The sequence below is a fragment of the Sulfurisphaera sp. genome (assembly GCF_059755235.1).
The window spans coordinates 95111-116736 of record NZ_DBPRYF010000048.1 but is presented as its reverse complement, the minus strand read 5'-3'; the positions used below and the strand labels follow the sequence as shown (position 1 = coordinate 116736).

At 33.7% G+C, this 21626-nt stretch carries 25 protein-coding genes and 1 tRNA gene; 17 read left to right on the top strand and 9 right to left on the bottom strand.

Features of this window, described 5'->3' with window-relative positions:
- The first annotated feature begins 41 nt into the window (after window positions 1–41).
- Genes AC3OCB_RS09320 through AC3OCB_RS09310 form a run of 3 tightly spaced genes read left to right on the top strand, consistent with a single transcriptional unit; the run spans window position 42 to window position 2168 of the window.
- Window positions 42–1046, top strand: a complete 1005-nt coding sequence (locus AC3OCB_RS09320; RefSeq protein ID WP_498342167.1) for an acryloyl-CoA reductase — start codon at window positions 42–44, stop codon at window positions 1044–1046.
- Window positions 1047–1071: 25 nt separating this feature from the next.
- Window positions 1072–1680, top strand: coding sequence for a hypothetical protein (locus AC3OCB_RS09315; protein ID WP_498342165.1), 609 nt, complete (start codon window positions 1072–1074; stop codon window positions 1678–1680).
- A gap of 8 nt (window positions 1681–1688) precedes the next feature.
- On the top strand, window positions 1689–2168 hold the full coding sequence (locus AC3OCB_RS09310) for a hypothetical protein (RefSeq protein WP_498342163.1): 480 nt from the start codon (window positions 1689–1691) through the stop codon (window positions 2166–2168).
- Between the two features lie 3 nt (window positions 2169–2171).
- Here AC3OCB_RS09310 and AC3OCB_RS09305 read toward each other — a convergent pair.
- A tRNA-Leu gene (locus AC3OCB_RS09305) sits at window positions 2172–2256 on the bottom strand.
- Window positions 2257–2388: 132 nt separating this feature from the next.
- On the opposite strand from AC3OCB_RS09305, the gene prf1 reads away from it, so the two are divergent.
- Complete coding sequence (gene prf1, locus AC3OCB_RS09300; protein ID WP_498342376.1) at window positions 2389–3474, top strand: peptide chain release factor aRF-1; 1086 nt, start codon at window positions 2389–2391, stop codon at window positions 3472–3474.
- On the opposite strand, the gene AC3OCB_RS09295 is transcribed toward prf1, so the two are convergent.
- Window positions 3471–4100: a phosphoribosyltransferase gene (locus AC3OCB_RS09295; RefSeq protein ID WP_498342161.1), complete on the bottom strand. Its 630-nt coding sequence runs from the start codon at window positions 4098–4100 to the stop codon at window positions 3471–3473. The two genes, prf1 and AC3OCB_RS09295, sit on opposite strands and share 4 nt — an antisense overlap.
- Window positions 4101–4185: 85 nt before the next feature.
- Here AC3OCB_RS09295 and AC3OCB_RS09290 point away from each other — a divergent pair, with 85 nt between their 5' ends.
- The 4 genes from AC3OCB_RS09290 to AC3OCB_RS09275 are packed head-to-tail and all read left to right on the top strand — an operon-like array spanning window position 4186 to window position 7543.
- Complete coding sequence (locus AC3OCB_RS09290) at window positions 4186–4998, top strand: S-methyl-5'-thioadenosine phosphorylase (RefSeq protein WP_498342375.1); 813 nt, start codon at window positions 4186–4188, stop codon at window positions 4996–4998.
- The gene (locus AC3OCB_RS09285) at window positions 4968–5768 is read left to right on the top strand and encodes a hypothetical protein (protein ID WP_498342159.1); all 801 of its coding nucleotides are present in this window, start codon (window positions 4968–4970) and stop codon (window positions 5766–5768) included. The genes AC3OCB_RS09290 and AC3OCB_RS09285 overlap by 31 nt, the downstream gene beginning before the upstream one ends.
- Before the next feature lies 1 nt (window position 5769).
- Window positions 5770–6621, top strand: a complete 852-nt coding sequence (gene gdS-2, locus AC3OCB_RS09280; RefSeq protein ID WP_498342374.1) for a hexaprenyl pyrophosphate synthase — start codon at window positions 5770–5772, stop codon at window positions 6619–6621.
- 31 nt (window positions 6622–6652) lie between these two features.
- On the top strand, window positions 6653–7543 hold the full coding sequence (locus AC3OCB_RS09275) for an ATP-grasp domain-containing protein (protein ID WP_498342373.1): 891 nt from the start codon (window positions 6653–6655) through the stop codon (window positions 7541–7543).
- A 45-nt stretch (window positions 7544–7588) separates the two neighbouring features.
- Here AC3OCB_RS09275 and AC3OCB_RS09270 read toward each other — a convergent pair whose 3' ends face one another.
- From AC3OCB_RS09270 to AC3OCB_RS09260, 3 genes are read right to left on the bottom strand one after another with little or no spacing between them, the layout of a single operon-like run.
- The gene (locus AC3OCB_RS09270) at window positions 7589–8044 is read right to left on the bottom strand and encodes an Lrp/AsnC family transcriptional regulator (protein WP_498342157.1); all 456 of its coding nucleotides are present in this window, start codon (window positions 8042–8044) and stop codon (window positions 7589–7591) included.
- Complete coding sequence (locus AC3OCB_RS09265) at window positions 8041–9036, bottom strand: NAD(P)/FAD-dependent oxidoreductase (RefSeq protein WP_498342156.1); 996 nt, start codon at window positions 9034–9036, stop codon at window positions 8041–8043. Before AC3OCB_RS09265 ends, AC3OCB_RS09270 begins: the two co-directional genes overlap by 4 nt.
- A gap of 7 nt (window positions 9037–9043) precedes the next feature.
- A complete protein-coding gene (locus AC3OCB_RS09260) occupies window positions 9044–9544 on the bottom strand; it encodes a hypothetical protein (RefSeq protein ID WP_498342154.1) in 501 nt (166 codons plus the stop codon).
- Window positions 9545–9651: 107 nt separating this feature from the next.
- Between AC3OCB_RS09260 and AC3OCB_RS09255 the strand changes: the two genes are divergently transcribed.
- Entirely contained in the window at window positions 9652–10191 is a 540-nt protein-coding gene (locus AC3OCB_RS09255) for a metallophosphoesterase family protein (RefSeq protein ID WP_498342152.1), read from the top strand.
- Here the strand turns inward: AC3OCB_RS09255 and AC3OCB_RS09250 are convergent.
- The gene (locus tag AC3OCB_RS09250) at window positions 10181–10420 is read right to left on the bottom strand and encodes a hypothetical protein (RefSeq protein ID WP_498342150.1); all 240 of its coding nucleotides are present in this window, start codon (window positions 10418–10420) and stop codon (window positions 10181–10183) included. The two genes, AC3OCB_RS09255 and AC3OCB_RS09250, sit on opposite strands and share 11 nt — an antisense overlap.
- Window positions 10421–10525: 105 nt before the next feature.
- Between AC3OCB_RS09250 and AC3OCB_RS09245 the strand changes: the two genes are divergently transcribed.
- Both AC3OCB_RS09245 and AC3OCB_RS09240 read left to right on the top strand, forming a co-directional pair.
- Window positions 10526–10906 carry a DUF5751 family protein gene (locus AC3OCB_RS09245; RefSeq protein ID WP_498342148.1) on the top strand — a complete coding sequence of 127 codons (381 nt, stop codon included), beginning with the start codon at window positions 10526–10528 and terminating at the stop codon, window positions 10904–10906.
- A gap of 56 nt (window positions 10907–10962) precedes the next feature.
- Window positions 10963–12324, top strand: coding sequence for a digeranylgeranylglycerophospholipid reductase (locus AC3OCB_RS09240; RefSeq protein ID WP_498342147.1), 1362 nt, complete (start codon window positions 10963–10965; stop codon window positions 12322–12324).
- Here AC3OCB_RS09240 and AC3OCB_RS09235 read toward each other — a convergent pair.
- Complete coding sequence (locus tag AC3OCB_RS09235) at window positions 12295–13896, bottom strand: DUF2070 family protein (RefSeq protein ID WP_498342146.1); 1602 nt, start codon at window positions 13894–13896, stop codon at window positions 12295–12297. The genes AC3OCB_RS09240 and AC3OCB_RS09235 overlap by 30 nt on opposite strands.
- Before the next feature lie 28 nt (window positions 13897–13924).
- Between AC3OCB_RS09235 and AC3OCB_RS09230 the strand changes: the two genes are divergently transcribed.
- Genes AC3OCB_RS09230 through AC3OCB_RS09205 form a run of 6 tightly spaced genes read left to right on the top strand, consistent with a single transcriptional unit; the run spans window position 13925 to window position 18914 of the window.
- The gene (locus AC3OCB_RS09230; protein WP_498342145.1) at window positions 13925–14212 is read left to right on the top strand and encodes a hypothetical protein; all 288 of its coding nucleotides are present in this window, start codon (window positions 13925–13927) and stop codon (window positions 14210–14212) included.
- Complete coding sequence (locus AC3OCB_RS09225; RefSeq protein WP_498342144.1) at window positions 14199–14993, top strand: HAD-IIA family hydrolase; 795 nt, start codon at window positions 14199–14201, stop codon at window positions 14991–14993. The genes AC3OCB_RS09230 and AC3OCB_RS09225 overlap by 14 nt, the downstream gene beginning before the upstream one ends.
- A gap of 32 nt (window positions 14994–15025) precedes the next feature.
- Window positions 15026–16726, top strand: a complete 1701-nt coding sequence (locus AC3OCB_RS09220; protein ID WP_498342143.1) for a succinate dehydrogenase flavoprotein subunit — start codon at window positions 15026–15028, stop codon at window positions 16724–16726.
- Window positions 16727–17689, top strand: a complete 963-nt coding sequence (locus AC3OCB_RS09215) for a succinate dehydrogenase/fumarate reductase iron-sulfur subunit (RefSeq protein WP_498342142.1) — start codon at window positions 16727–16729, stop codon at window positions 17687–17689.
- The gene (locus AC3OCB_RS09210; RefSeq protein WP_498342141.1) at window positions 17686–18558 is read left to right on the top strand and encodes a CoB--CoM heterodisulfide reductase iron-sulfur subunit B family protein; all 873 of its coding nucleotides are present in this window, start codon (window positions 17686–17688) and stop codon (window positions 18556–18558) included. Before AC3OCB_RS09215 ends, AC3OCB_RS09210 begins: the two co-directional genes overlap by 4 nt.
- Complete coding sequence (locus AC3OCB_RS09205) at window positions 18558–18914, top strand: succinate dehydrogenase (RefSeq protein ID WP_498342140.1); 357 nt, start codon at window positions 18558–18560, stop codon at window positions 18912–18914. The genes AC3OCB_RS09210 and AC3OCB_RS09205 overlap by 1 nt, the downstream gene beginning before the upstream one ends.
- A gap of 134 nt (window positions 18915–19048) precedes the next feature.
- Here AC3OCB_RS09205 and AC3OCB_RS09200 read toward each other — a convergent pair whose 3' ends face one another.
- Window positions 19049–20416: a vWA domain-containing protein gene (locus AC3OCB_RS09200; protein ID WP_498342138.1), complete on the bottom strand. Its 1368-nt coding sequence runs from the start codon at window positions 20414–20416 to the stop codon at window positions 19049–19051.
- On the bottom strand, window positions 20413–21579 hold the full coding sequence (locus AC3OCB_RS09195; protein WP_498342137.1) for an AAA family ATPase: 1167 nt from the start codon (window positions 21577–21579) through the stop codon (window positions 20413–20415). The genes AC3OCB_RS09200 and AC3OCB_RS09195 overlap by 4 nt, the downstream gene beginning before the upstream one ends.
- Window positions 21580–21626 lie beyond the last annotated feature (47 nt).

The following is a 21626-nucleotide window of genomic DNA, read 5'->3' as shown; positions in this document are numbered from 1 at the left end:
TTAATAAAAAATTTATACTGTATAAACAGTATGAACACCAAATGAAAGCAATAGTGGTTCCAGGTCCTAAGCAGGGATATAAATTACAAGAAGTTCCAGACCCTAAACCAGGGAAAGATGAAGTTGTGATTAGAGTAGATAGGGCTGCTTTGTGCTATAGAGACTTGCTACAGCTACAAGGGTTCTATCCAAGGATGAAATACCCTGTTATATTAGGTCATGAAGTAGTAGGAACAATTGAAGAAGTAGGAGAGAATGTCAAAGGGTTCGAAGTAGGCGATAAAGTAATATCTTTGTTATATGCCCCAGACGGAACATGTGAATATTGCAGGATTGGTGAAGAAGCGTATTGCCATAACAGACTTGGATACTCAGAGGAGTTAGATGGGTTTTTTGCAGAAAAAGCTAGAATTAAAGTCACTAGTCTTGTAAAAGTTCCAAAAGGCACTCCAGATGAAGGAGCAGTTCTAGTTCCATGTGTAACTGGGATGATCTATAGAGGGATAAAGAGGGCTGGGGGCATAAGACAAGGTGAAATAGTCTTAGTAACTGGTGCTAGTGGTGGTGTCGGGATTCATGCTCTTCAAGTAGCAAAGGCTTTAGGTGCTAAAGTAATTGGTGTAACTACTTCAGAAGAGAAAGCTAAAGTGATTAAACAGTATGCTGATTACGTTATAGTTGGAACTAAGTTTTCAGAAGAAGCTAAGAAAATTGGAGATGTAGGTATGGTAATTGATACAGTAGGTACTCCAACATTTGATGAAAGTCTTAAATCTTTGTGGATGGGAGGAAGAATTGTACAAATAGGTAACGTAGATCCTACTCAAATTTACAATCTGAAACTAGGGTACGTAATCTTGAAAGATATTAAGATAGTTGGTCATGCATCTGCTACAAAGAAAGATGCTGAGGAGACGTTAAAACTTACACAAGAAGGAAAAATAAAACCTGTAATAGCAGGAACAGTAAGCTTAGAAGAAATAGATCTCGGTTATCAGATGATAAAAGATAAGAATAAAATAGGCAAGGTATTGCTAAAACCATAAAATATACTTTTTATATCGAATAATTGTGAAGTTAAAATTTTCATCTCTTGAAATAAAAAGCGATTTACTTCCTCATGATAGAAATGAGATAGATCAATTTAAGGAATTATCATTTTACATTTATGAAAGTATGAAAGACGCAGATTATATAGAACTGGAAATAGATGATAACATAATTAATTTATTATCTTTTTTAACAACCAAATTGATAGAAGGTATTTCAGATAACATATACGCTAATATTTTTGAAAATAAAGGAGCTAAATACCTCTCTGGAGATATTTCCTTAGTAGTTAGTGAAGCATTAACTTATGCCACATTAAATTCTGTATATAAAGTGAGTCTTACAAATATAATTCCTTTTAGAAGCGTAAAATACCTTGGAACAATCGTAGATGCAATGATAGATATAGGTAAAGAAGAAGAATTAAGAAGAATTTTAGGAGCTAGAGGGGGATTTCTCTTTATCAATATTAGAGCATCTATGACACCACGTAGTTACTATATTGTAGATAAGTTAGCTAAAAGTTTGATGAACTTAGAGATGGTGCGATATCCAAACGATTATGGATTAATATCTGTTATAGTAAAGGATAATGAAGCAATAAAAGAGAATTTCATATTTATAAAATAGTGGTTATCATGACAGACTGCGAAAAAATTTCATTAGCCCTTTTATATGCATGGATAGGAGATTCAAAAGAAGCTCAAAAAATATCTAAGGAATGCGTTGAAAATCTAAGAGATTCAATATTTGAGATAAGAGAGAAGATAAAAGAGATTAAAAGTAAAGTGGATGAAGACTATTTGTTACCTAAAGCTCTTAGGGAAGAAGGAATAGAAAGTGCTGACTTAGTTAAATTAGCACTTTATGAGCTTTCAAGAAGATTATATAATTTTTCTGGAATTTCAAAAGTAGAGCAATATAATGGGATAAAGTACACTGTTATTAAGTCCGGTAATAAGTCAGTAATCAAAGGGTTCTGTGAGACATGCAAAGGGTATAAAATAAGAGAATTAGACAATGGGTTTCTGACCATGATAGAAGGAATAGTCTATGGAGAAGTACTAGGTAATATAGTTAAGGAAGATTTGACAAAAGTGTTAGAAGAATTAAAATAAGAGTGCGGGGGGTGGGACTTGAACCCACGCAGGCCTTCACCAGCGGAGCCTCAGTCCGCCCCCTTTGACCTTGCTCGGGCACCCCCGCACAACACTTATATTAAAATAAACAGTTAAAAAACGTTTTCTTTAGTCAAAGATTAAGTATACGGAGCAAGTTTTATTAAGCATTAGAGCATAGATTTATATCGATTAGGGATGAGTCTTTGACAAATATCAGATAAATAAGCAAGAACTAAAAGTTTTAGTTAGAGAATTAAAGAGATGGTCCGCCCCTGCAACTGTTCTCTTATCTCTATATATACCACCTGGTAGACCGATACCAGATGTATTGGCGCTTTTAAGGCAAGAGTACTCTATAGCTCAAAATATTAAATTAAAGAGAACAAGGGATGCGGTATCTTCAGCAATACAGTCAGCAATAGATAGATTGTCACAAATTCCTAAAGTTCCCGAGAACGGTCTAGTTATATTTTGTGGAGAAAATATGGACACTGGAGAGTCAAAGTGCTTTATGTTCTCTCCACCGGAAAAAGTTACAGTATTCTTCTATCGAACAGACAAGTTTTTCCATGTGGAATTTCTTGAAGATATGATAGAGGAATCTGATGTATTTGGGTTAATTATAGTTGAAAGAGATTATGCAACTATTGGAGTTCTAAAAGGAACTAGGGTAGAAGTTTTAGACGAATTTGAAGGTTTCGTACCGGGGAAGCATATGATGGGGGGACAGTCACAGAGACGTATTGATAGAATCATTGAGGAAATGTATGCGAATTTCTTAAAGGAAGTTGGAGAAAAGGCTAATGCGTATCTATTGCCTTACGTAGAAAATGGCAAACTTAAAGGCATATTAATAGGTGGTCCTGGTTATGCTAAAAAAGATTTCTATGATGGAGATTATTTAGATTATAGACTTAAAAAATTAGTATTACAACCTTTATTTGATATACCAGATCAAGGTGATACTGGTCTTAAAGAATTAGTAATGAAGGCTCAAGATATTTTAAAAAACCAAAAGTATGTCCAAGTCCAAAATCTGCTAGAAGAACTAAAATTCCACATAGCTAAGGATGACGGATTAGTCATTTATGGTATTGAAGAAATTAGGAAGGCGTTGCGTATGGGCGCAGTAGATTCTTTGATTGTTTATGAAGAGCCTAATAGTGAACTAGAAAAATTAGCCCAAGAGGCAGAAAACTATGGAACTAAAGTGTATGTAGTTGGTGACGAACTTCCAGATGCAGAGTGGGTTAAAAAAACGTTCGGTGGCGCAATAGGAAAATTAAGATATAAAATATACTAAATAAGTTTTCTTCTTTTCATTTCAGCTACTATTTTTTCTAATGGAATTGGAGGTTCTGCATTATAACTTTCAACAAATTTTTTCTTTAGTAACACAAGGTTATTTATTATTTTGTTATCCTCAGCTACTATTTTTCTTATCAAGTTTATTTCGTCTTCCCAATAATTCCAAGGATACATGAACCACGTCCAATCTTCAATAACAAGGGCATAATAATCGGGTTCAATTTTTGCACTTTGCCTTATTATTTGCATCGTTGCAGATTTTATTTCAGAGGGATTAAAATTTTCCTTTATATATTTTTTAGCCAAATCTACGCTATCACCAGTATCAGTAATGTCATCAACTACTAAGACTTTTTTTCCCTCTAGGTTTAGTGTAAAAGGATATTTTACTTTAGCTTGTGGAGTATGTGACGCAGTTTCTACCCAATGTTCAATTTTTATAGATAACATGTCAAGTACCCCTAATACGTCAGCTACTATTCTAGCTGGTACTAAACCACCCCTAGCTATGGCAATAATAATATCTGGGTTGTAACCACTTTCTTTTACTTTTTCGGCTAAATTAGTAGACCACTCTGCTACTTCCTCCCATTTTACCACTCTTACCGGGATCTTAGGCAATTTAAATTCCCAAAAGCTCTTGAAATTAAACTTAATCAATTTTTTGGTTTATACTTTTTTATACCAATTCGTTAACAAAAATATGATGATTGAACCAAAAGAGAGAGTGAACATTGGCATAATAGGAGGTTCTGGTCTTTATGACCCTCAGATTTTAACAAATGTGAAGGAAATAAAACTGTATACGCCCTATGGAGAGCCAAGTGATAATATAATTATTGGTGAATTAGAAGGAAAGAAGGTAGCATTTTTACCTAGACATGGTAGAGGACATAGAATTCCTCCCCATAAAATTAATTATAGAGCCAACATATGGGCGTTAAAGAGTTTAGGAGTAAAATGGCTAATCGCTGTTTCGGCTGTAGGTAGCTTACGTTTAGACTATAAGCCGGGAGACTTCGTTATTCCAAATCAATTCATAGATATGACTAAAGGAAGAACATACACATTCTTTGATGGACCTACAGTAGCTCATATTTCCATGGCTGATCCTTTCTGTGAGCATCTGAGAAGTATTATTACAAAGGCATCTAAAGATCTAGGCATACTTACTCATGAACAAGGGACTTATATTTGTATTGAAGGTCCTAGGTTTTCGACTAGGGCAGAAAGTAAGGTTTGGAAAGAGGTATTTAAAGCAGATATAATTGGGATGACGCTCGTTCCAGAGGTGAATTTAGCTTGCGAGGCAGAGATGTGTTACAGTGTTATCGGAATGATAACAGATTATGATGTTTTCGCTGATGTACCAGTAACAGCTGATGAAGTTACAAAAGTTATGGCAGAGAACACTGCTAAGGTTAAAAAGTTACTATATGAAGTGATTAAAAGACTGCCAGAAAAACCAGATGAGAGGTTGTGTTCTTGTTGCCAAGCCCTAAAGACAGCTTTAGTTTAAGTAGATATCTTAAATTTTATGATATTCCAATTAATTTTTCCGAGAATATTTCTTTGCTTTATGATGAGGATACCGAGCTTGAAGCATTTACATTAGAACGTTCTCTAATTGCACTAAAAGGTTCTTTCGTAAAATCTATAAATATTTATGAATTTTCATTACTAGAAAACGCTTACTCTGTAAATTTCAAAGATGTGGTGATATTTGTTAATGACGAGAATAAATCTAGAATAATACTAGATAATTTATGGGCACTAGAAAATCAAGGTTATTTAATCACTTGTAATAATAAGATTAAGAGTAAAGGGCAAATTAGGGTTTTTTCTTTTCCGTCTGATGAACTTTGTAATGTTAATCTTTCTTTATCAATAATTAAGAAAGTTTCCAATTTAGTAAATAATGAAAGGAGCAAAGATTTAATAAAAGAATTAAATAATTTAAATAATTTAGATCAATGGCTTATATCAAAAATACGAGAAATAGATTTTCAAAGCGAATTTTTCTTATCACCTGTCTACTACCCAGCAATCACGATAATGAGCAAAATACTTAATAGAAACGTGAAGAGATTTTATGAATTACCATCTAGCAGCAATATTACTTTTATAACAACTGGGGCTGATGCATTGATTATAAGAAAGAAAGAATTCGAACTTAGAAGTTCTGGCAAAAACGTAAAAGAAGTCTTATTGGATATAGATCCTCTTTTAGCGCCAATTTATTTAACTCTTATGACATATTTATTTAAACAATTAAATGGAGGATTATAAAGTGGACTTAATTTCTTATTGGAAAAAGAGTAAAGAAATAATTGACAAGCTTATCGAAGATTATCTTGCCGATATAAAAGAATGGGATTTACTTGAAATAAGCAAATATATTCTTAAGGATGGAAAAAGATTTAGAGGTACACTCACTTTTCTGTTTACTGAAGCACTTAATGGCGATATTAAAAATGCGTACAAAGCAGCATTGGCTGGTGAAATCCTCCACTCTGCTTCCTTAGCCTTAGATGACATAGTAGATTATGATATAGTAAGAAGAGGGGACAAAGCTGCTTGGGCAATCTATACAAATAGAAAAGTCATATTTATTACAAATTATTTGATTCCTTCAGCACTAAGAATAATATCTACTTATGGTCAAAAAGCCTTAAACTTAAGTATAGAATTATGGAGGGATACTGCAGTAGGTGCCTTAAAAGACATATTCGGTAGCCCTAGCGAATATCTTTTAACAATAGAGCTAAAGACTGCTAGCTTGTTTAAGCTTTCAACTATGTTAGCATCTTTCTCAGCTAGAAGAGAGGATCTAGTAGACGCTTCTTTAAATGCAGGAAAATATCTGGGTATAGCATATCAGTTAATTGATGATTATATAGATTGTGTAAAATTTGATAAAGGAGAGCTTAAAGAACTTACTGGCAGTGCTAAACAGTTATATGATCTCAAAAGGGATTCCTATAAGGAGTTTGTTAAAAAAGAATATGAAAGTGCTGTAAATAATTACTTAGATTCAATTAGAAAAATGGAAATAAGTCAAGACTATGCAGAGGAAATAATTTCTCTGCCGACTTTCTTAACTATGGGGCTATTGAACGAGGCCGGGATAGATAAATTATAAAAAGTCTTCGCTTCAGAGTTGAAATTGGTGAATTATTATTAAATTAGCAGTCATTCATGAATCTCAAAAAATTACAGAACCATCGAAGCAACTGCTGTTAGAGATAAAGAATTCTGGTAATACTGCTGTTTATATTAGAATATCTAAGTTAAATCCAGTAATAACTTCAGAGGGTTTAGAATTCAACTATGGAGGGAAAAAGATAGACTTTGACGGGGCCTTAGTAAGAAACATAGGTTTTATATCATCAACTGAACAACTTATGAAGAGAATTGATACTTTAAAAGGACTTGAAAGTAGTGGAGTTACCCTAGTCAACTCTTCAGATTCAATGCTTACTGCTAGAGATAAATTTAACAGTTTAATGAAACTAAAACTAGCTAATATACCAGTTCCAGAGACTACAATAATGGAAGACCCATTTGAGGTTATGAGACTTGTAAATGAATGGAAGGATGTTGTAATAAAGCCGGTCATAGGTAGTTTAGGATTAGGATCAGTAAGAGTATCTGACCCAGATATAGCCTTTAGAGTTTCTAAAGCTATACTATCAGTTAATCAACCAGTTTATGTGCAAAAATATGTTAATAAGCCAGAAAGGGACATTAGAGTGATAGTTGTTGGTAATCAGATTTTAGGTAGCGTATATAGAATTAACAAGTCATCCTGGAAAACAAACGTAGCTCAAGGTTCTCTTACTCAAGTTCTTGTACCTGATCAAGATTTAGAAGAGATCTCTATTAAAACAGTAAAGACTCTGAAATTAGATTATGCTGGGATAGATATAGTAGAAGACGTTGACGGGAGTTACAAGGTGATTGAAGTAAATGCTTCTCCTTTGTGGAAAGGTTTTTATGAAGCTACTCATATAAATCCTGCAAAATATATAGTCGAGCATTTAATAAGAAAAATTAAGAAATGAGGAATAACAAACCGCCTGAGACATGATGAAGAGCTTTCGCCCTGATCATGAAAAATCCACAACTTTAATTTCTTTTACTGTTCTTAAAACAAACATTGTATAGGTAGAAGTAACTCCTTCCATATTCCCTATTTTATCTAAAACTACCGCTAACTCTTCTCTGCTTTTTACTCTAACCTTCAATAGCGCATAATATTCTCCGGTAACGTCAAATATCTCATAAACTTCCTTGTATTCGGAAATAGTCTTTAGTATACTCTCATATTTTTTTGGGTCAGCTTTTATTAAAACAAAAGCCATTACGTTGTATCCTATTTTTTCAGGGTCAACATCTACATAAAACCCTTTAATCACACCATTTTCTTTAAGTCTTTTTATTCTTATGTGAATTGTAGACTCGCTTAAGTTTAACATTTTAGCAATTTTAGAGAAAGGTGTTCGTGCATCTTCTTCTAGTATTCTCAATATCTGCTTATCTATGTCATCTAAATAATATGTCATATAATCATCCTCCCAAACAATTTTATTGCATCAAATAAATCAAAATCTCCAATTGCTATTTTTAAAACTAAGTTAGGGTCACTTTTAGTCATTATTCTTGACAATCCTTTTAGACTCATAATACCTTTTTTAACTCCATGAACAACTTTAGCTTGGTATTGAATAGTTGAATAAAGTTTGCTCTTCTTGAATTCTCTCTCAAAATTTTTCTCATTAATTAAAGTATCAGCAAAGATTTTAGCTGATAAAATTGATGGTCTTATACCTTCTCCAGTTAGAGGATAAACAATTCCTAAAGCTTCTCCAATATATTTTCCATTCATTCTATCCTCAAGTACTCCATAATCAGCAACTCTAGCTCCATGAAAGTTTAGGATTTTTCCCTTCAAGATTTTTTTCACTCTCTCTTTTAGGAACGATATGTCCGCCCATCCACCAATTCCTATTTTACTTCCTTTTTCATCTGGGAAAACCCATGCATATCCTAGCAAGTCGCTATAAAAATAAAATTCCACGACCTCTTTATCAATCTGATAATCTGTAATATATTGTATTGCTGGAATTGTACTATCCTTAGGTAAAGAGTAATGACCATTAGCAAAAATTACCTTATCAGCTTCTACCTTTTCTCCGTTCTGAGTGAAGTATTCTCCATTTTTCTCAATTACTTTTGTATTAAATTTAACATATACTTTATCTGCAATATCCCTTAAGAAAACTGGTTTATTTATAACATATCCTAGTTTCCTATCTGTTCGTATATCATGAATCAATTTATCATCAAGATAAATTCGGAAACCCTTTATCTCACTTATTATAGCTTCTTTTGATAATGGAACTATTCCTTCAATTCCGCTGATTAATCCCCATGCACAAGGCTTTAAACCTACATCAGACAAACCTTCATAAACCGTGACATTATATTTAGTTCCTTTTAAAATCCACGCTAATGATAGTCCAGCAGGACCGGCGCCAACAACTCCCAGTTCCATGAATTTGTCACTTCCTAAGATAAAGTAGTATTAGTATTCCTACCAATATAGTACCAGAATATAATACTATCAATTGATAAAAGTTTCCAATAAATCTCCCTATTATTGCTCCTATTATAACTATTAGCAAAAACGCAACGTATCCGTTTCCAAAACTTAAGAAATCCTTAGCTACTATTTTTGCAACTAATGGTTTAATTGATATTATGAATTGGAATATGAAAGGAATTATGTAAACTAATCCTACTAGCGCAAAATCCTTAGGTTTTACCGGTAAAGCAAAAAATATTGCTAGAGTAACCCCTAAAGCAAATACACCAGAGAAATATAATCCAACAATTCTATTCCTTAAGTCAGTCCATGTTTTATAGTTATAGAGAATGTAAATTAACATAACAAAATCTATTGTTGATAGAACTACAAATGCTGGAAAATTGAAAAGGTATGCTGGGATTATAGGTAAGGCTATAAATAGTATTGATAACAGTACGAGCGTCGAATTATTCAACTTAGCTCATTATTATACGTTTCACCCCAGATATAAAATTCTAATGCTAACTGTTGTAACAAAAAAATAATATAGTATCTTAACGTAATAACTAAAGGAGAAGAGTATTGAAGATACTAGTTATGGGCAACATTAGGTTTCCAGAGCCTCATGTAGAAAGTACATTGTCAACTATAATAAAAAAAGAAGAACCAGAAACTATAGTACTGGACGGTGATATAACTCAATGCTATTGGGATTATGAATGTCCTAGAGTAATAGATGTTCTTTACGTAATCAGAAGTTTAGCGCCCTGGGCTCAAATAGTATATATTCAAGGCGATATGGACCCTCATGCAATAAAATGCATTATGGCAGAGCCTAGATATAGAGAAGAGATAATAGCTACAACTACTTATATAGCAGAAGTATCTTCAACTAAATACTTCATTCTTCATGGTCATCAAGGTGATGTAGATCAATTAAGAAGAAGTACTTCTGCAGGACCATGGGATTGGATAGTTATTGCGCAGAATAAAAGGTTGGAAGTAGATAAATTAGCAAGAGTTATTTATATAGGTGGAATAACTAGGGAGTTTCCCCCAGAAGCACGAGGTTATTTGGTTATAACAGATTCTAATCATTACATTAGACAGATTAGGAGCTAACACCTAAAAGGGCACTTCTAACCATTTCATATATTTTAATATCATAAAATTGTTCAACAACTTCCTCTTTATTCTCCCCCTTTTCCCAAACTTTGTAGGAATTTATAAGTACTTTATTATTTTCTCCTTTAGAAAATACTATCTCTTTTTCTCCCTTCATGTTTCTGATGAGTTTTACAACTGAAAGTAATTCTTTATCTATTTTATTGTAAAAGACTTGTACTATCACATAATATAACTTTGCTCGGAAAAGTTATATTGTATTGGAAGTCATACTCAGTATTTTCCTTTCCAAGCGAAAATCACTAATACTAACTATTTCTACATAATGATAATGCCTTACAAAAATGTTCTTACGATAGTTTCTGCAAATTCTGATAATTTAGAAAACTATTTTAGAAAAATATTTAACGATATTAGAAGTAGCGGAAGTAAAAAAACAAGTATAAATGTGTTTACTGATTTAAACTATTCTAATTTAGTTACTATAGTGAGAGAAGCTTTATTAGAAAACATAGATATAGGTTATGAACTGTATTTATGGAGAAAAGATGAGGTTAAGAATTTTTTTGATTATATAGGAAAGACAGAGCTTGATGGACTTCTAATATATTGTGATGACGAAAATAGAGTTTTTATTTCAAAAATAATAGATAATTTACCAAATAATATAAAGAGTAACTTAATAAAAGATTATTGCAGACGGAATAGTTAGTTAAATGCTACGATAGTTTTTTAATTTTTGATGAGGAATAGAAAGAGCGATAAAATTTGAAGGAATTAAAATATGATGTACTCATTGTAGGAGGAGGTTTTGCTGGCGCTACGACTGCTTTCAATCTTGCTGGAAAAGGTTTGAAAGTTTTATTAATTGATAGCAAACCTTGGAACAGAATTGGAGATAAACCTTGTGGAGATGCAGTAAGCAAAGCTCATTTTGATAGACTTGGGATGCCTTATCCGCAAGGTCAAGAATTAGAGAATAAGATAAGTGGAATAAAGCTTTACAGTCCAGATATGAAAACGGTATGGACGGTAAACGGAGAAGGTTTTGAGCTAAATGCCCCACTATATAATCAAAGAATCTTGAAAGAGGCACAAAATAAAGGAGTTGAAATCTGGGATCAATCAACCGCAATGAAACCCTTATTTGTAGATGGATATGTAAAAGGAGCTGTTATATTCAATAGAAGAACCAATGAGGAAATAACAGTTTATTCAAATATCCTTGTCGATGCAACAGGTTATTCAAAAAGCGTTAGGAGTAAATTACCACAAGAATTACCTATAGCTGAAGATCTTGATGAAAAGGACGCTGATATAGCATATAGAGAAGTGTTGCTAACTAAGGATGATATTGAGGACTCAGAGTATTTAAAAATCTTCGTAACTCAACAAGCTTCTCCAGGCGGATATTGGTGGTATTTCCCTAAAGGTAAAAACAAGGTAAATGTAGGATTAGGTATACAAGGCGGAATGGGATATCCGCCAGTGCAGACATTCTATCAGAAATATCTAGATTATTATGCGCCAGATATTGATAAGACAAAACTGTTGATTAAAGGAGGAGCACTAGTCCCAACAAGAAGGCCATTATATACCATGACATGGAACGGTATAATTGCTGTCGGTGACTCAGCTTACACTGTTAACCCTGTTCATGGTGGAGGAAAAGGTTCTGCAATGATTTCTGGTTATTGTGCAGCCAAAACAATACTCAATGCTTTTGAGAACGGCGATTACTCTGCGCAAGGTTTATGGGATATGAACATTTGCTATATTAATGAGTATGGAGCCAAGCAAGCGAGTTTAGATATATTTAGAAGATTTTTACAAAAGCTCAGTGATGATGATATAAATTATGGTATGAACAAGAAAGTTATAAAAGAGGAAGACCTGCTAGAGGCTAGCGAGAAAGGAGATCTTCATTTATCAGCTGCAGAAAAAGCAATGAGGGTAATTGCTGGACTAGGAAGACCATCTTTACTTATGAAACTAAAAACTGTAGCTGAATATATGAAAGAAATTAAACAACTCTATCTAAATTATCCTAGATCCCCGTCAGCTCTTCATATGTGGAGAAAGCAAGTTGATGATCTAATATCAGAATTCAATGTGGATATTAGTAGATAATAAGACAAAAAGTATTGTAAGAATAAAAGGTGTAAGTAAAGGAATCCAAAAAGTTTTCATTGCATATCCTCCTACTTCTTCTAATGCTTTAACCATTAAAGATATAAATGAACCTAGAACTTTAACACCCTTTATGTCATCCTTTTTAAAGTACACTTCACTTTCATGTGCTTTTTCTTTTGCTTCTTTAAGTAGTTCGTATGCTTTTTCGACAAGAGCATCACATGGCTGAGCTGGTGTGTATAAGTCTCCAGCTATTGTACCCGTACAGCTATGGTCGTCCGGAGTAACTAATAAAGGGTAATTTACAAGAGTTCTTAGTTTTTCTCTTATTTTTTTAGTTAATTCTGGGTCAGAGTTATTGGAATAGATGTATACAATTCCAATATCGTTTTCCCCATCAGATATATATGTTACTCTTAGTTTATTATTGCATAGTCCTTCGCAATTATTTATAATGTCTTCGGCGTAACCTACTATGAATGGTCTCTCACTTCCTTTCTTATTTTTAGCTTTCTCGATTCCATTTGTTATACATGAATAAGAATTCAGTGGAAGGTCTTTAGTAAGATATTCATTATGGCAATCAACAATGTAATTTTCCGTTTTTACAGTAAAATCCCACAATCTTAATGGTAGATCATCGATCCCATAGTTAGGTCTTTCTAGGAACGTTAATGTTTTTGAGCCAAAATCTAGTGTAATTCCTCTGAATTCTCCGCAACTCCATTCCTTTATTCCATAAAAATTCAATTTTAGCCAATCATTGGTGGTCCTTTCCTCTTCTGCAATTCTTTTTGCGATGTTCATTGATTGTGAAGAGGTTGCTATATCAATTTCATGGCTTCCAGGTCCATGAAAGATAATATTGTGATTGTTTTCGTTTTCTAGCTGATATATAAATTTGCTACTACCTATTTCGCCAGAAATCCCGTAATGTATTTTAGGAATTACAAAGAACACATCATTTACTTTAAACAACCCTATATGAACAGTAGTTTTGAACGAAATACTTTCGAGGAATCTTTCCAGCGACGCGTTATCTTTTTTTATTATATTACTAAGGAAAGGTCTGATCAATTGCATAGACTTTATTCCAGTAATTTTTTCTCCTTTTTTGTTTACAGTATGAATATAATAATAAAAGATGAAAGCTACTAGAAAAGAGTAAATAACTATATATGTGTTAAAGAAAAATATAGTAGATATAATATTTGAGATAAAGACTATAAATGCAGACCTACTTTCGCTATACTTAGGAAGTAACGTGTAACCTATAAGTGGAGAAAAGAAAGTCAGGGAATAATAATAGTAGCTAGTAATAAGAGGTGAAAGAAGATAAAATATTCCAGTAATGTCTGCAAAAAAGAAAACAAGTTTTTTATCGTTTATAAATATTGCTGTAAGTAGTGCAATATAAATTGCAAAAGAGTATATGTATACAAGTCCAAGTTCTAAACTCCTTAAGACTATAATTACTGATTCGAATGCGGCAAGACCAGAAAGGATCTTTAAATCTGGTAAGCTTTTTAATTTAGAGTAGTACTTTCTCGTAATAGCCTCAGAATTCACGCATAAAATAGAGTTGTTGGGGGTTTAAATGTTATTGACTAATGAAATGTTAAACGCTAATAAAGTGATTCGTTACAAGAAAGAGGATTGTGAAATCTATGTAGTTGAAAAAGATGGGAAGTCTTTTCTTATAGGTATATACAACGGGGAATATTCCACCTATGCAAAAGTAACAATAACTTTTGCAGGAAACTGGAATTGTGAGACTATCTTGTATAATCCATTTGGTTACTTTGTATTTTCTACAGATGAGAAAGACTTGATTGAAAAAATAAAACAGAAGATGGAAGAGTTGATTAGGAATGTTCTTGGATGAGTATGATTTAATAATAAGTGATGTTGATGGAGTTTTAGTTAGAGAAGGAGAGCCAATTTGGAATAATTTATTTGCGATGAAAAAGATGATAGAAAATGGAAAGAAAGTCATACTTATAACTAACAATTCTGGTTTTAGTAGGATATTATTATCTAGACAATTAAACTATTTGGGATTAAAAATAGATCCAAACAATATAATAACCAGCGGTACAGCTGCAGCTATTTACCTTAGAGAAAAAACAACTGTGAGATCTGTTTATGTTGTGGGAGAAGAAGGACTGATAGAGGAACTTAAGAATTATAATTTTAGGATCTTGAATTCAAACGAAATAGAGGAGGAGACACCAGATGCAGTAGTTATTGGTTTAGATAGATTAAGCACATACGAAAAACTCTCTAATGCTATGCGATGTATCTATCATGGTTCTAAATTTATAGTCACGAATATGGATAGACTTTGGCCGTCAAAGGATGGTCTAAAACTTGGCGCTGGCTCATTAGCTGCTTCAATAATTTACGCTTTACAAAGAGAACCAGATTTTATAGCTGGTAAACCTAATACGTGGATTATAGAAATCGCACTAAAACTGACTAATACTAAGAGCCTTGATAAGGCAGTAATAATCGGCGATCAGTTAGAGACCGATATAAAAATGGGTTTGAATGCGGGAATAGATACGATATTAGTCCTTACTGGCATCTCAACATTAAAAGACATAGAAAAATCAAAAATTAAGCCCAAATATGTTGTTAATTCATTAAACGAAATTGTGAAATAAAGGTTTTTTAATCAATAACTGAAGATATGTTTGTGGAGAAAGTTTCTTATGATGCGGTTGTAGTAGGGGCTGGATTAGCGGGACTAATGGCTGCACATCAAATAGCATCTGCTGGGTATAATGTTGCTGTAATTTCAAAGGTTTTTCCTACAAGATCTCACTCATCAGCCGCCGAAGGAGGGATAGCTGCGTATATCCAAGATAACTCAGATCCAAACGACAACCCAGACTATATGGCATATGATACAATAAAAGGAGGAGACTACTTAGTAGATCAAGATGCGGCAGAACTCCTTGCATACAAATCAGGTGAAATAGTAAAACTTCTGGAAAGATGGGGAACATTATTTAATAGGCAACCCGACGGGAGAGTTGCAGTAAGATATTTTGGAGGACAGACATATCCAAGAACAAGATTTGTTGGAGACAAAACTGGAATGGCACTGCTACATACAGTTTATGAGAAAACATCCGGATTAGGTACTGTAGATTTCTATTTTGAGTGGTTTGCATGGGAACTTGTAAAGGACGATAAAAAAGTCAGAGGAGTTGTTGCTTTTGATATGAGGAATATGTTACCAGTATTCTTCAAAGCAAAAGCTGTAGTTATAGCAGCAGGAGGTATGGGGATGTTATATAGGCATTCAACTAACAGTTACATTAATACTGGTGATGGCTACGCTATCGCATTAAGAGCTGGTGCTTCCTTAAAAGACCCTGAATTTGTTCAGTTCCATCCAACTGCCCTTTATCCATCAGATATTCTAATTAGCGAGGCTGCTAGAGGAGAAGGTGCAGTTTTAAAGAATGCAAAAGGAGAAAGGTTTATGGTAAAATATGCCCCTAAAAAGCTAGATTTAGCTCCAAGAGATATAGTCTCTAGGGCTATCCTCACTGAAGTTAAAGAAGGAAGAGGATTCCCTGGAGGTTATGTAGGCTTAGATTTAACTCATCTTGGTGAAGATTATATAAAAGAGAGACTAGCTCTGGCATATGAGGCTGCTAAAAGCTTTGCAGGAGTAGATGCTACAAAGGAAATGATTCCAGTAAGACCAGCGCAACATTACTATATGGGAGGGATTGATGTTGATATCACTGGCAAGAATCCAGATTTAATTGGGTTATTTGCCGCTGGAGAAGCTGCTTGCGTTTCTGTTCACGGCGCTAACAGACTTGGTTCGAATTCTCTCCTTGAAACACTTGTATTCGGAAGAGAAACTGGAAATGCCGTGGTTGAATTCTTAAAAAGTTACACTGAACCATCGTCAGATATAGATAAAGAAGCAGACAGAGCTGTTGATTCAGCATACGGTGTTGTTAAAAGTGAGAGCGGTGTTCATTTTGGAGAAGTTTTAGAAAAATTAAGGGACATAATGTGGGATTATGTTGGGGTTTTCAGAGATGAAAATGGTATGAAAACTGCAGTATCAGAGGTTATGAAGTTAAGGGATGAGGCTAAGAAATTATATGTTTTAGATAAAGGTAGTGTATATAACACAGAGTTTTATAATGCCCTTGAATTAAGGAATATGCTCGACTTGGCATTAGTGATAGCAACTTCAGCCTTAAATAGAAAAGAATCCAGAGGCGCTCATTACAGGTTTGATTACCCAGAAAGAGACGACCAGAATTGGCTGAAACATACTATAGCTTATTTAAGAGGAAATACAGTTGAAATTACATATAAGCCAGTTAAGATGACAAAATGGAAACCTGAAGCGAGGGTGTATTAAATGTCCTTGCAAAATGAAGAAGGAGAGGTAATTTTAAAAATAAAAAGATATTCGCCCGAAAAGGGTTCTTATTGGCAAGAATATAAATTAAAGGTAGACAGATTTACTCAATTTACTGAAGCACTAAGAAGGATAAAAAGCGAACAAGACCCTACATTAGCATATAGAGCTTCTTGTCATATGGCAGTTTGCGGAAGTTGTGGAATGAAAATAAACGGAGAACCAAGACTAGCATGTAAAACTTTAGTTTTAGATACAGTAAAGAAATATGGTTCTAATGTAATAACAATTGAACCAATGGATTATTTCAAACCTGTTAAAGACCTTGTTGTAGAATTAGACGATTTTTATCAAAGGATGTATAAAGTAAAACCAAGATTATATCCTCATAAAGAAGTGCTCGAAGGTAAAGCAGAGCATAGATTGAAGCCAGAAGATCAGAGAGAACTGTGGAAATTTGCTCAATGTATTTGGTGTGGGTTATGTGTATCAGCTTGTCCTAGCGTCAAGATGGACACAAATTTCTTAGGACCTGCTGCACATGCTAAAGGTTATAGGTTCTTAGCCGATCCTAGAGACACAATTACTGATGAAAGATTAAAGATATTATCAGATAGTGCGTGGCGTTGTACTTATTGTTACATGTGTTATAATGTATGTCCAAGAGATGTAGAGCCAGTTACTGCGATTAAAAAGACAAGGGCTTACACAAAACTTGCAAAAGAAAAAACACCTGTAATAGTGACTGGAGAGAAACATGTGGAAGCAATCTATAGTTCTTTGATAGAAACCGGGAAACTAGATGAAGCTAAGGTTTATCTCAGCACTTACGGTCTACTTGGATCTATTAGGGACTTCATATATCTGTTCCAATCTGGCAAAGTAAAATACGCATTAGTAAAAGAGAAACCAGTTGAAAATATAAGTGAGATAAGGAAAATTCTAACAGGTGATAATAAATGAGTTATGCATATTATCCTGGCTGTGCAACACACGGTCTTTCAAAAGATGTTGATATCGCTACTAGAAAAGTCTTTGAAGCACTCGGGTTGAAATTAGTAGAGGTTAATGATTGGAACTGTTGTGGAGGAGGATTTTATGATGAAAAGGATGAAGTAGGGCATGTTGCACTTAATTTGAGAAACTTATCAAATGTTGAAAAAATGGGATACGAAAAAATGGTAACACCATGCAGCGTATGTCTTCATAGCCATAGGCTTGCTACTCATAAATATAAAGAAAATAAAGATTTGAAAAAGAAAGTGGATGAGAGAATAAAGGGTACCAGTATAAATTACTCGGGAAAAGCTAGTGCCGAACATATAGTTTGGGTTCTAATAAGAGATGTTGGGCTTCAAAAAATTAAAGAAAGAGTGAAAAAGCCTTTAACTGGGCTAAAAGTAGGAGCCTATTACGGCTGTCAGATGCTTAGACCTGAAGAAATAATGGGATTTGAACCTGCATTTAATCCTCATAGTATGGAAGATCTTATAGCTGCAACCGGAGCTACCCCTATATCATTCCCTGCAGCTAGGTCATGTTGTGGATTTCCCTTAATGGGTAGTAATCCTCAGGTAGGTATAAAGATGGCTTTTGGTGTATTAAAGGGTGCCAAGGACCAAGATGCCGATATATTAGTTCATCCATGTAGTTTATGCCATCTTCAGCTAGATTCCTTACAATTAAAGATAAAGGCTGAATTTAATATAAGTTGGACTTTACCAGCGATTTACATAACGCAATTATTGGGACTTGCATTCGGTTTCTCAGCTGATGAACTTGGTATAAGCAATTTAGCTAAGCAAGTATTAGCTCAAAAGGGTGTGATATGATGTATGAAGATAAAATCCAAGATGTTATAACTAAAGTAGGAGGAACAGTCACAAAAGGATGGTATTCCGTTAGCGAAAGGCCTGAAAAACCTCCTTTTGCAAAAGAAGTGGAATATAAGGTTGGAGACACATTTTGGGGTAAAATTCATCTGAGGAATGAAGGAGATATATATGTCCTTATAATTTCGAAGGACGTGTTTAATTGGAAAGATAAAGTAGCTCAGTTGAAAATTGGGGGAGAAGTAGAAGACGCTGCAGGAGGATTACTGTGGTTGAGAGAAAGTTCAGATACATTAGAAAATGACTTAAAATATATTAAAGACTATTTGTCTTCGCTTAAAAATCCTAATAAATAATTTTTTCCTTATATATAAATTTCATATCTTATCCTTGATAAAACTTTATTACTCAATTTGATTTATAATAATGTGGCCATGCCCAGTAGACTCCCACGAAGTTGGATGGAATGATACTGGGTCCTCCTCTTTATTTATGCTTCAACAACTCTCAGTAAATCATCATGATCTAATTTATATACTACTAGATAGTCATCAGAAACCCTTCTCAAATCTGCATTATCTCCTCTTATCATTACGCTTATTAATGTTGAGTTAGCTTCTTTTAGCGATCTCCTTACAGTAGTCTCAGCTATCTTATCTTCTCCATCTGTTAACAGAATTATTTCGCTTACTCCTTTTACATGACCTTCTTTTATATCTTCACAAGCTGAAATTACAGATCTACTTATATCAGTTCCTCCTCCACCTCTTATTTTTCCAATATACTCAATCATTTTGACTACGTCTTTACTCTTAGCATTCTTAGCAACTTTAATCAATGGATAAGGAATATTATCGAAGAATCTTACATAGAAATCTCTGTTTTCTCTTCTTGCTCTACTATATAGTGCTAATGCTACAGCTTTAGCCCATATAATCTTTTCTCCATCCATACTGCCAGATTTATCTAGCAAGAGGTAAATAGGTCCTAATACCTCTTTAATTCTTTTTTGATATAGCAATAATTGTGATTCTGCTAGTTTAACGTAAAATAGTTCTTCGGGCAAAGCTAATTCTGAGCTTACTATCCTTTCTAAATCTGATCCCTCTTCATAACCATAAAGCTCTCCCCTTGAAAATCTTGTTGTTTTTTTCTTTGTAAAACTGCCAAGTCTTGGCATTCCGCTCAAAAATTCAAGGATCTTCTTTATTTCAGTATTTCTTGCTAATCTTAATACTTCGTGTATTTCTCCTTCAAAGTTAAGTATCGACCCAGTCCCTGCTCCATTGCCCCCAACTATTTTCTGTAAATTCCTTACTGATTCTGAATCTTCTATGGCCTTGCTTAAAGCTTTATCATTTACTTGTTTCATTAATTTTTCCATTTGCTGATTATTTTGCTGATTTTGCTCTTTTTGCCCCTCTTTTCCTCCACCACCTTTCATTAGTCCATTTAACAGTTGTTCTGCCATTTGTCTCTCTTCTTGTGATTGTGAGGTTCTTTTTATTCTTTCTAATTCCTCTACTAGATTCTGTACATAACTAACAGAAAGTGCCATGCTCACTGCTGAATTTATCATAGAGTAATTTCTATTTTCTTCTACCAGTGGAGAGTTTATCATCATTTCTACGAATTTATGCATAATATCTTTTCCTTTAGGGATCTCCTCTTTTACTTTAGGTATTGGCATAGGTAAATAATGTATATAGTAGGTATCAATTAGGAAATTCTCATCTAGTTGTAAATCTCTTCCAATTAACTTCTTTATAGTATAGCTTATTCTTTCACCACGATAACGAACCAAGGGGTCTGTATATTGTATTCCTCTTAAAAAACCTTCGTCGTTTTCTTCACTCATGTATATATCCCCAATTTTCTAGCTACTTTTTCTAATAATTCATCTATTTCCTTCATCACTTCCTTGGAGAATTCCTCTACTTTTTCGTCTCCACTTTCTCTTCCTAGGGCTACTACTCTATCTCTTGTAGCCCTAAGACTTCTTATTAGTTCTATCAATCTTGGATCAGACTCATTTGCTGCTTCTACATACTTACTAGCTTCTTTTACATTAGAGTATATCTCATTTAGTTCTTTCATATACTTTATAGGTGTCTTTAGTTCTTCAGAAAGAAGCGCTGATACTTTCTCAAAGTCATCTATTTCTTTAGGAGCTATATACTTTAATACAATCAAGTCCTCTTCAATGGCTTTTAATCTTCCATTTAATATTGAATGGGCCGATACTATTTTCATCACCTTTCCTTTTCTTCTATCTGTCAGATGAATTCCTTTTTCCTCAAGCATTGCATAAAGTTTCAATAATTTACTCTTTATTGCTGATAAGTCAACTTGAGGAATAAGAGCATACAATTCATCTAATTGCTTTATACTCATTACAGGTTCTCTCACAGCCCATTTATTCGAAAATTCATAATCCCAAGCCGAGTTAATCAAATCCTTCCATAGATCTTCACTTATAGGCTTAGCATAATGTCTTAACAGAAGTCTATCGTATAATGCGTCCAGTTCTGGCTCATCTGGAACTCTATTGCTTGCAGATATTAGTGTCCTTAAAGGTACGTTTATAACGTTATAACCATCATAAATTACTCTTTCGTTAAGTAACGAAAGTAATGCGTTTAATATCGCAGAGTTAGCATTAAATATTTCATCAAGAAAGGCTATTTCACTTTCTGGTAATCTATCTTTCGTTATTCTCTTGTATATACCTTGCTTTAATGCATTTATATCCAAAGCTCCAAATAATTCGGCAGGTTCCGTGTATTTCGTCAGTAGATACATGAAGAATTTAGCATTTAATAATTCTGCAGCCCTTCTTGCAAGAGCAGATTTTGCAGTACCAGGTTCACCAATTAATATAACGTGCTCTTTTGAAATCAAAGCTAATGTTAGCACTTTAGCTTCTTCTTCTCTACCTATAAATGGCGCAGAAAGTAACTCAACAAACTTTTTAGGGTATTCTAATAATTGTTGTTGGTTACTACTCACATTTATTCCCATTTTAATTATAACTGTATAGCTTAAAAAGAAATCTTAACAATAATGCC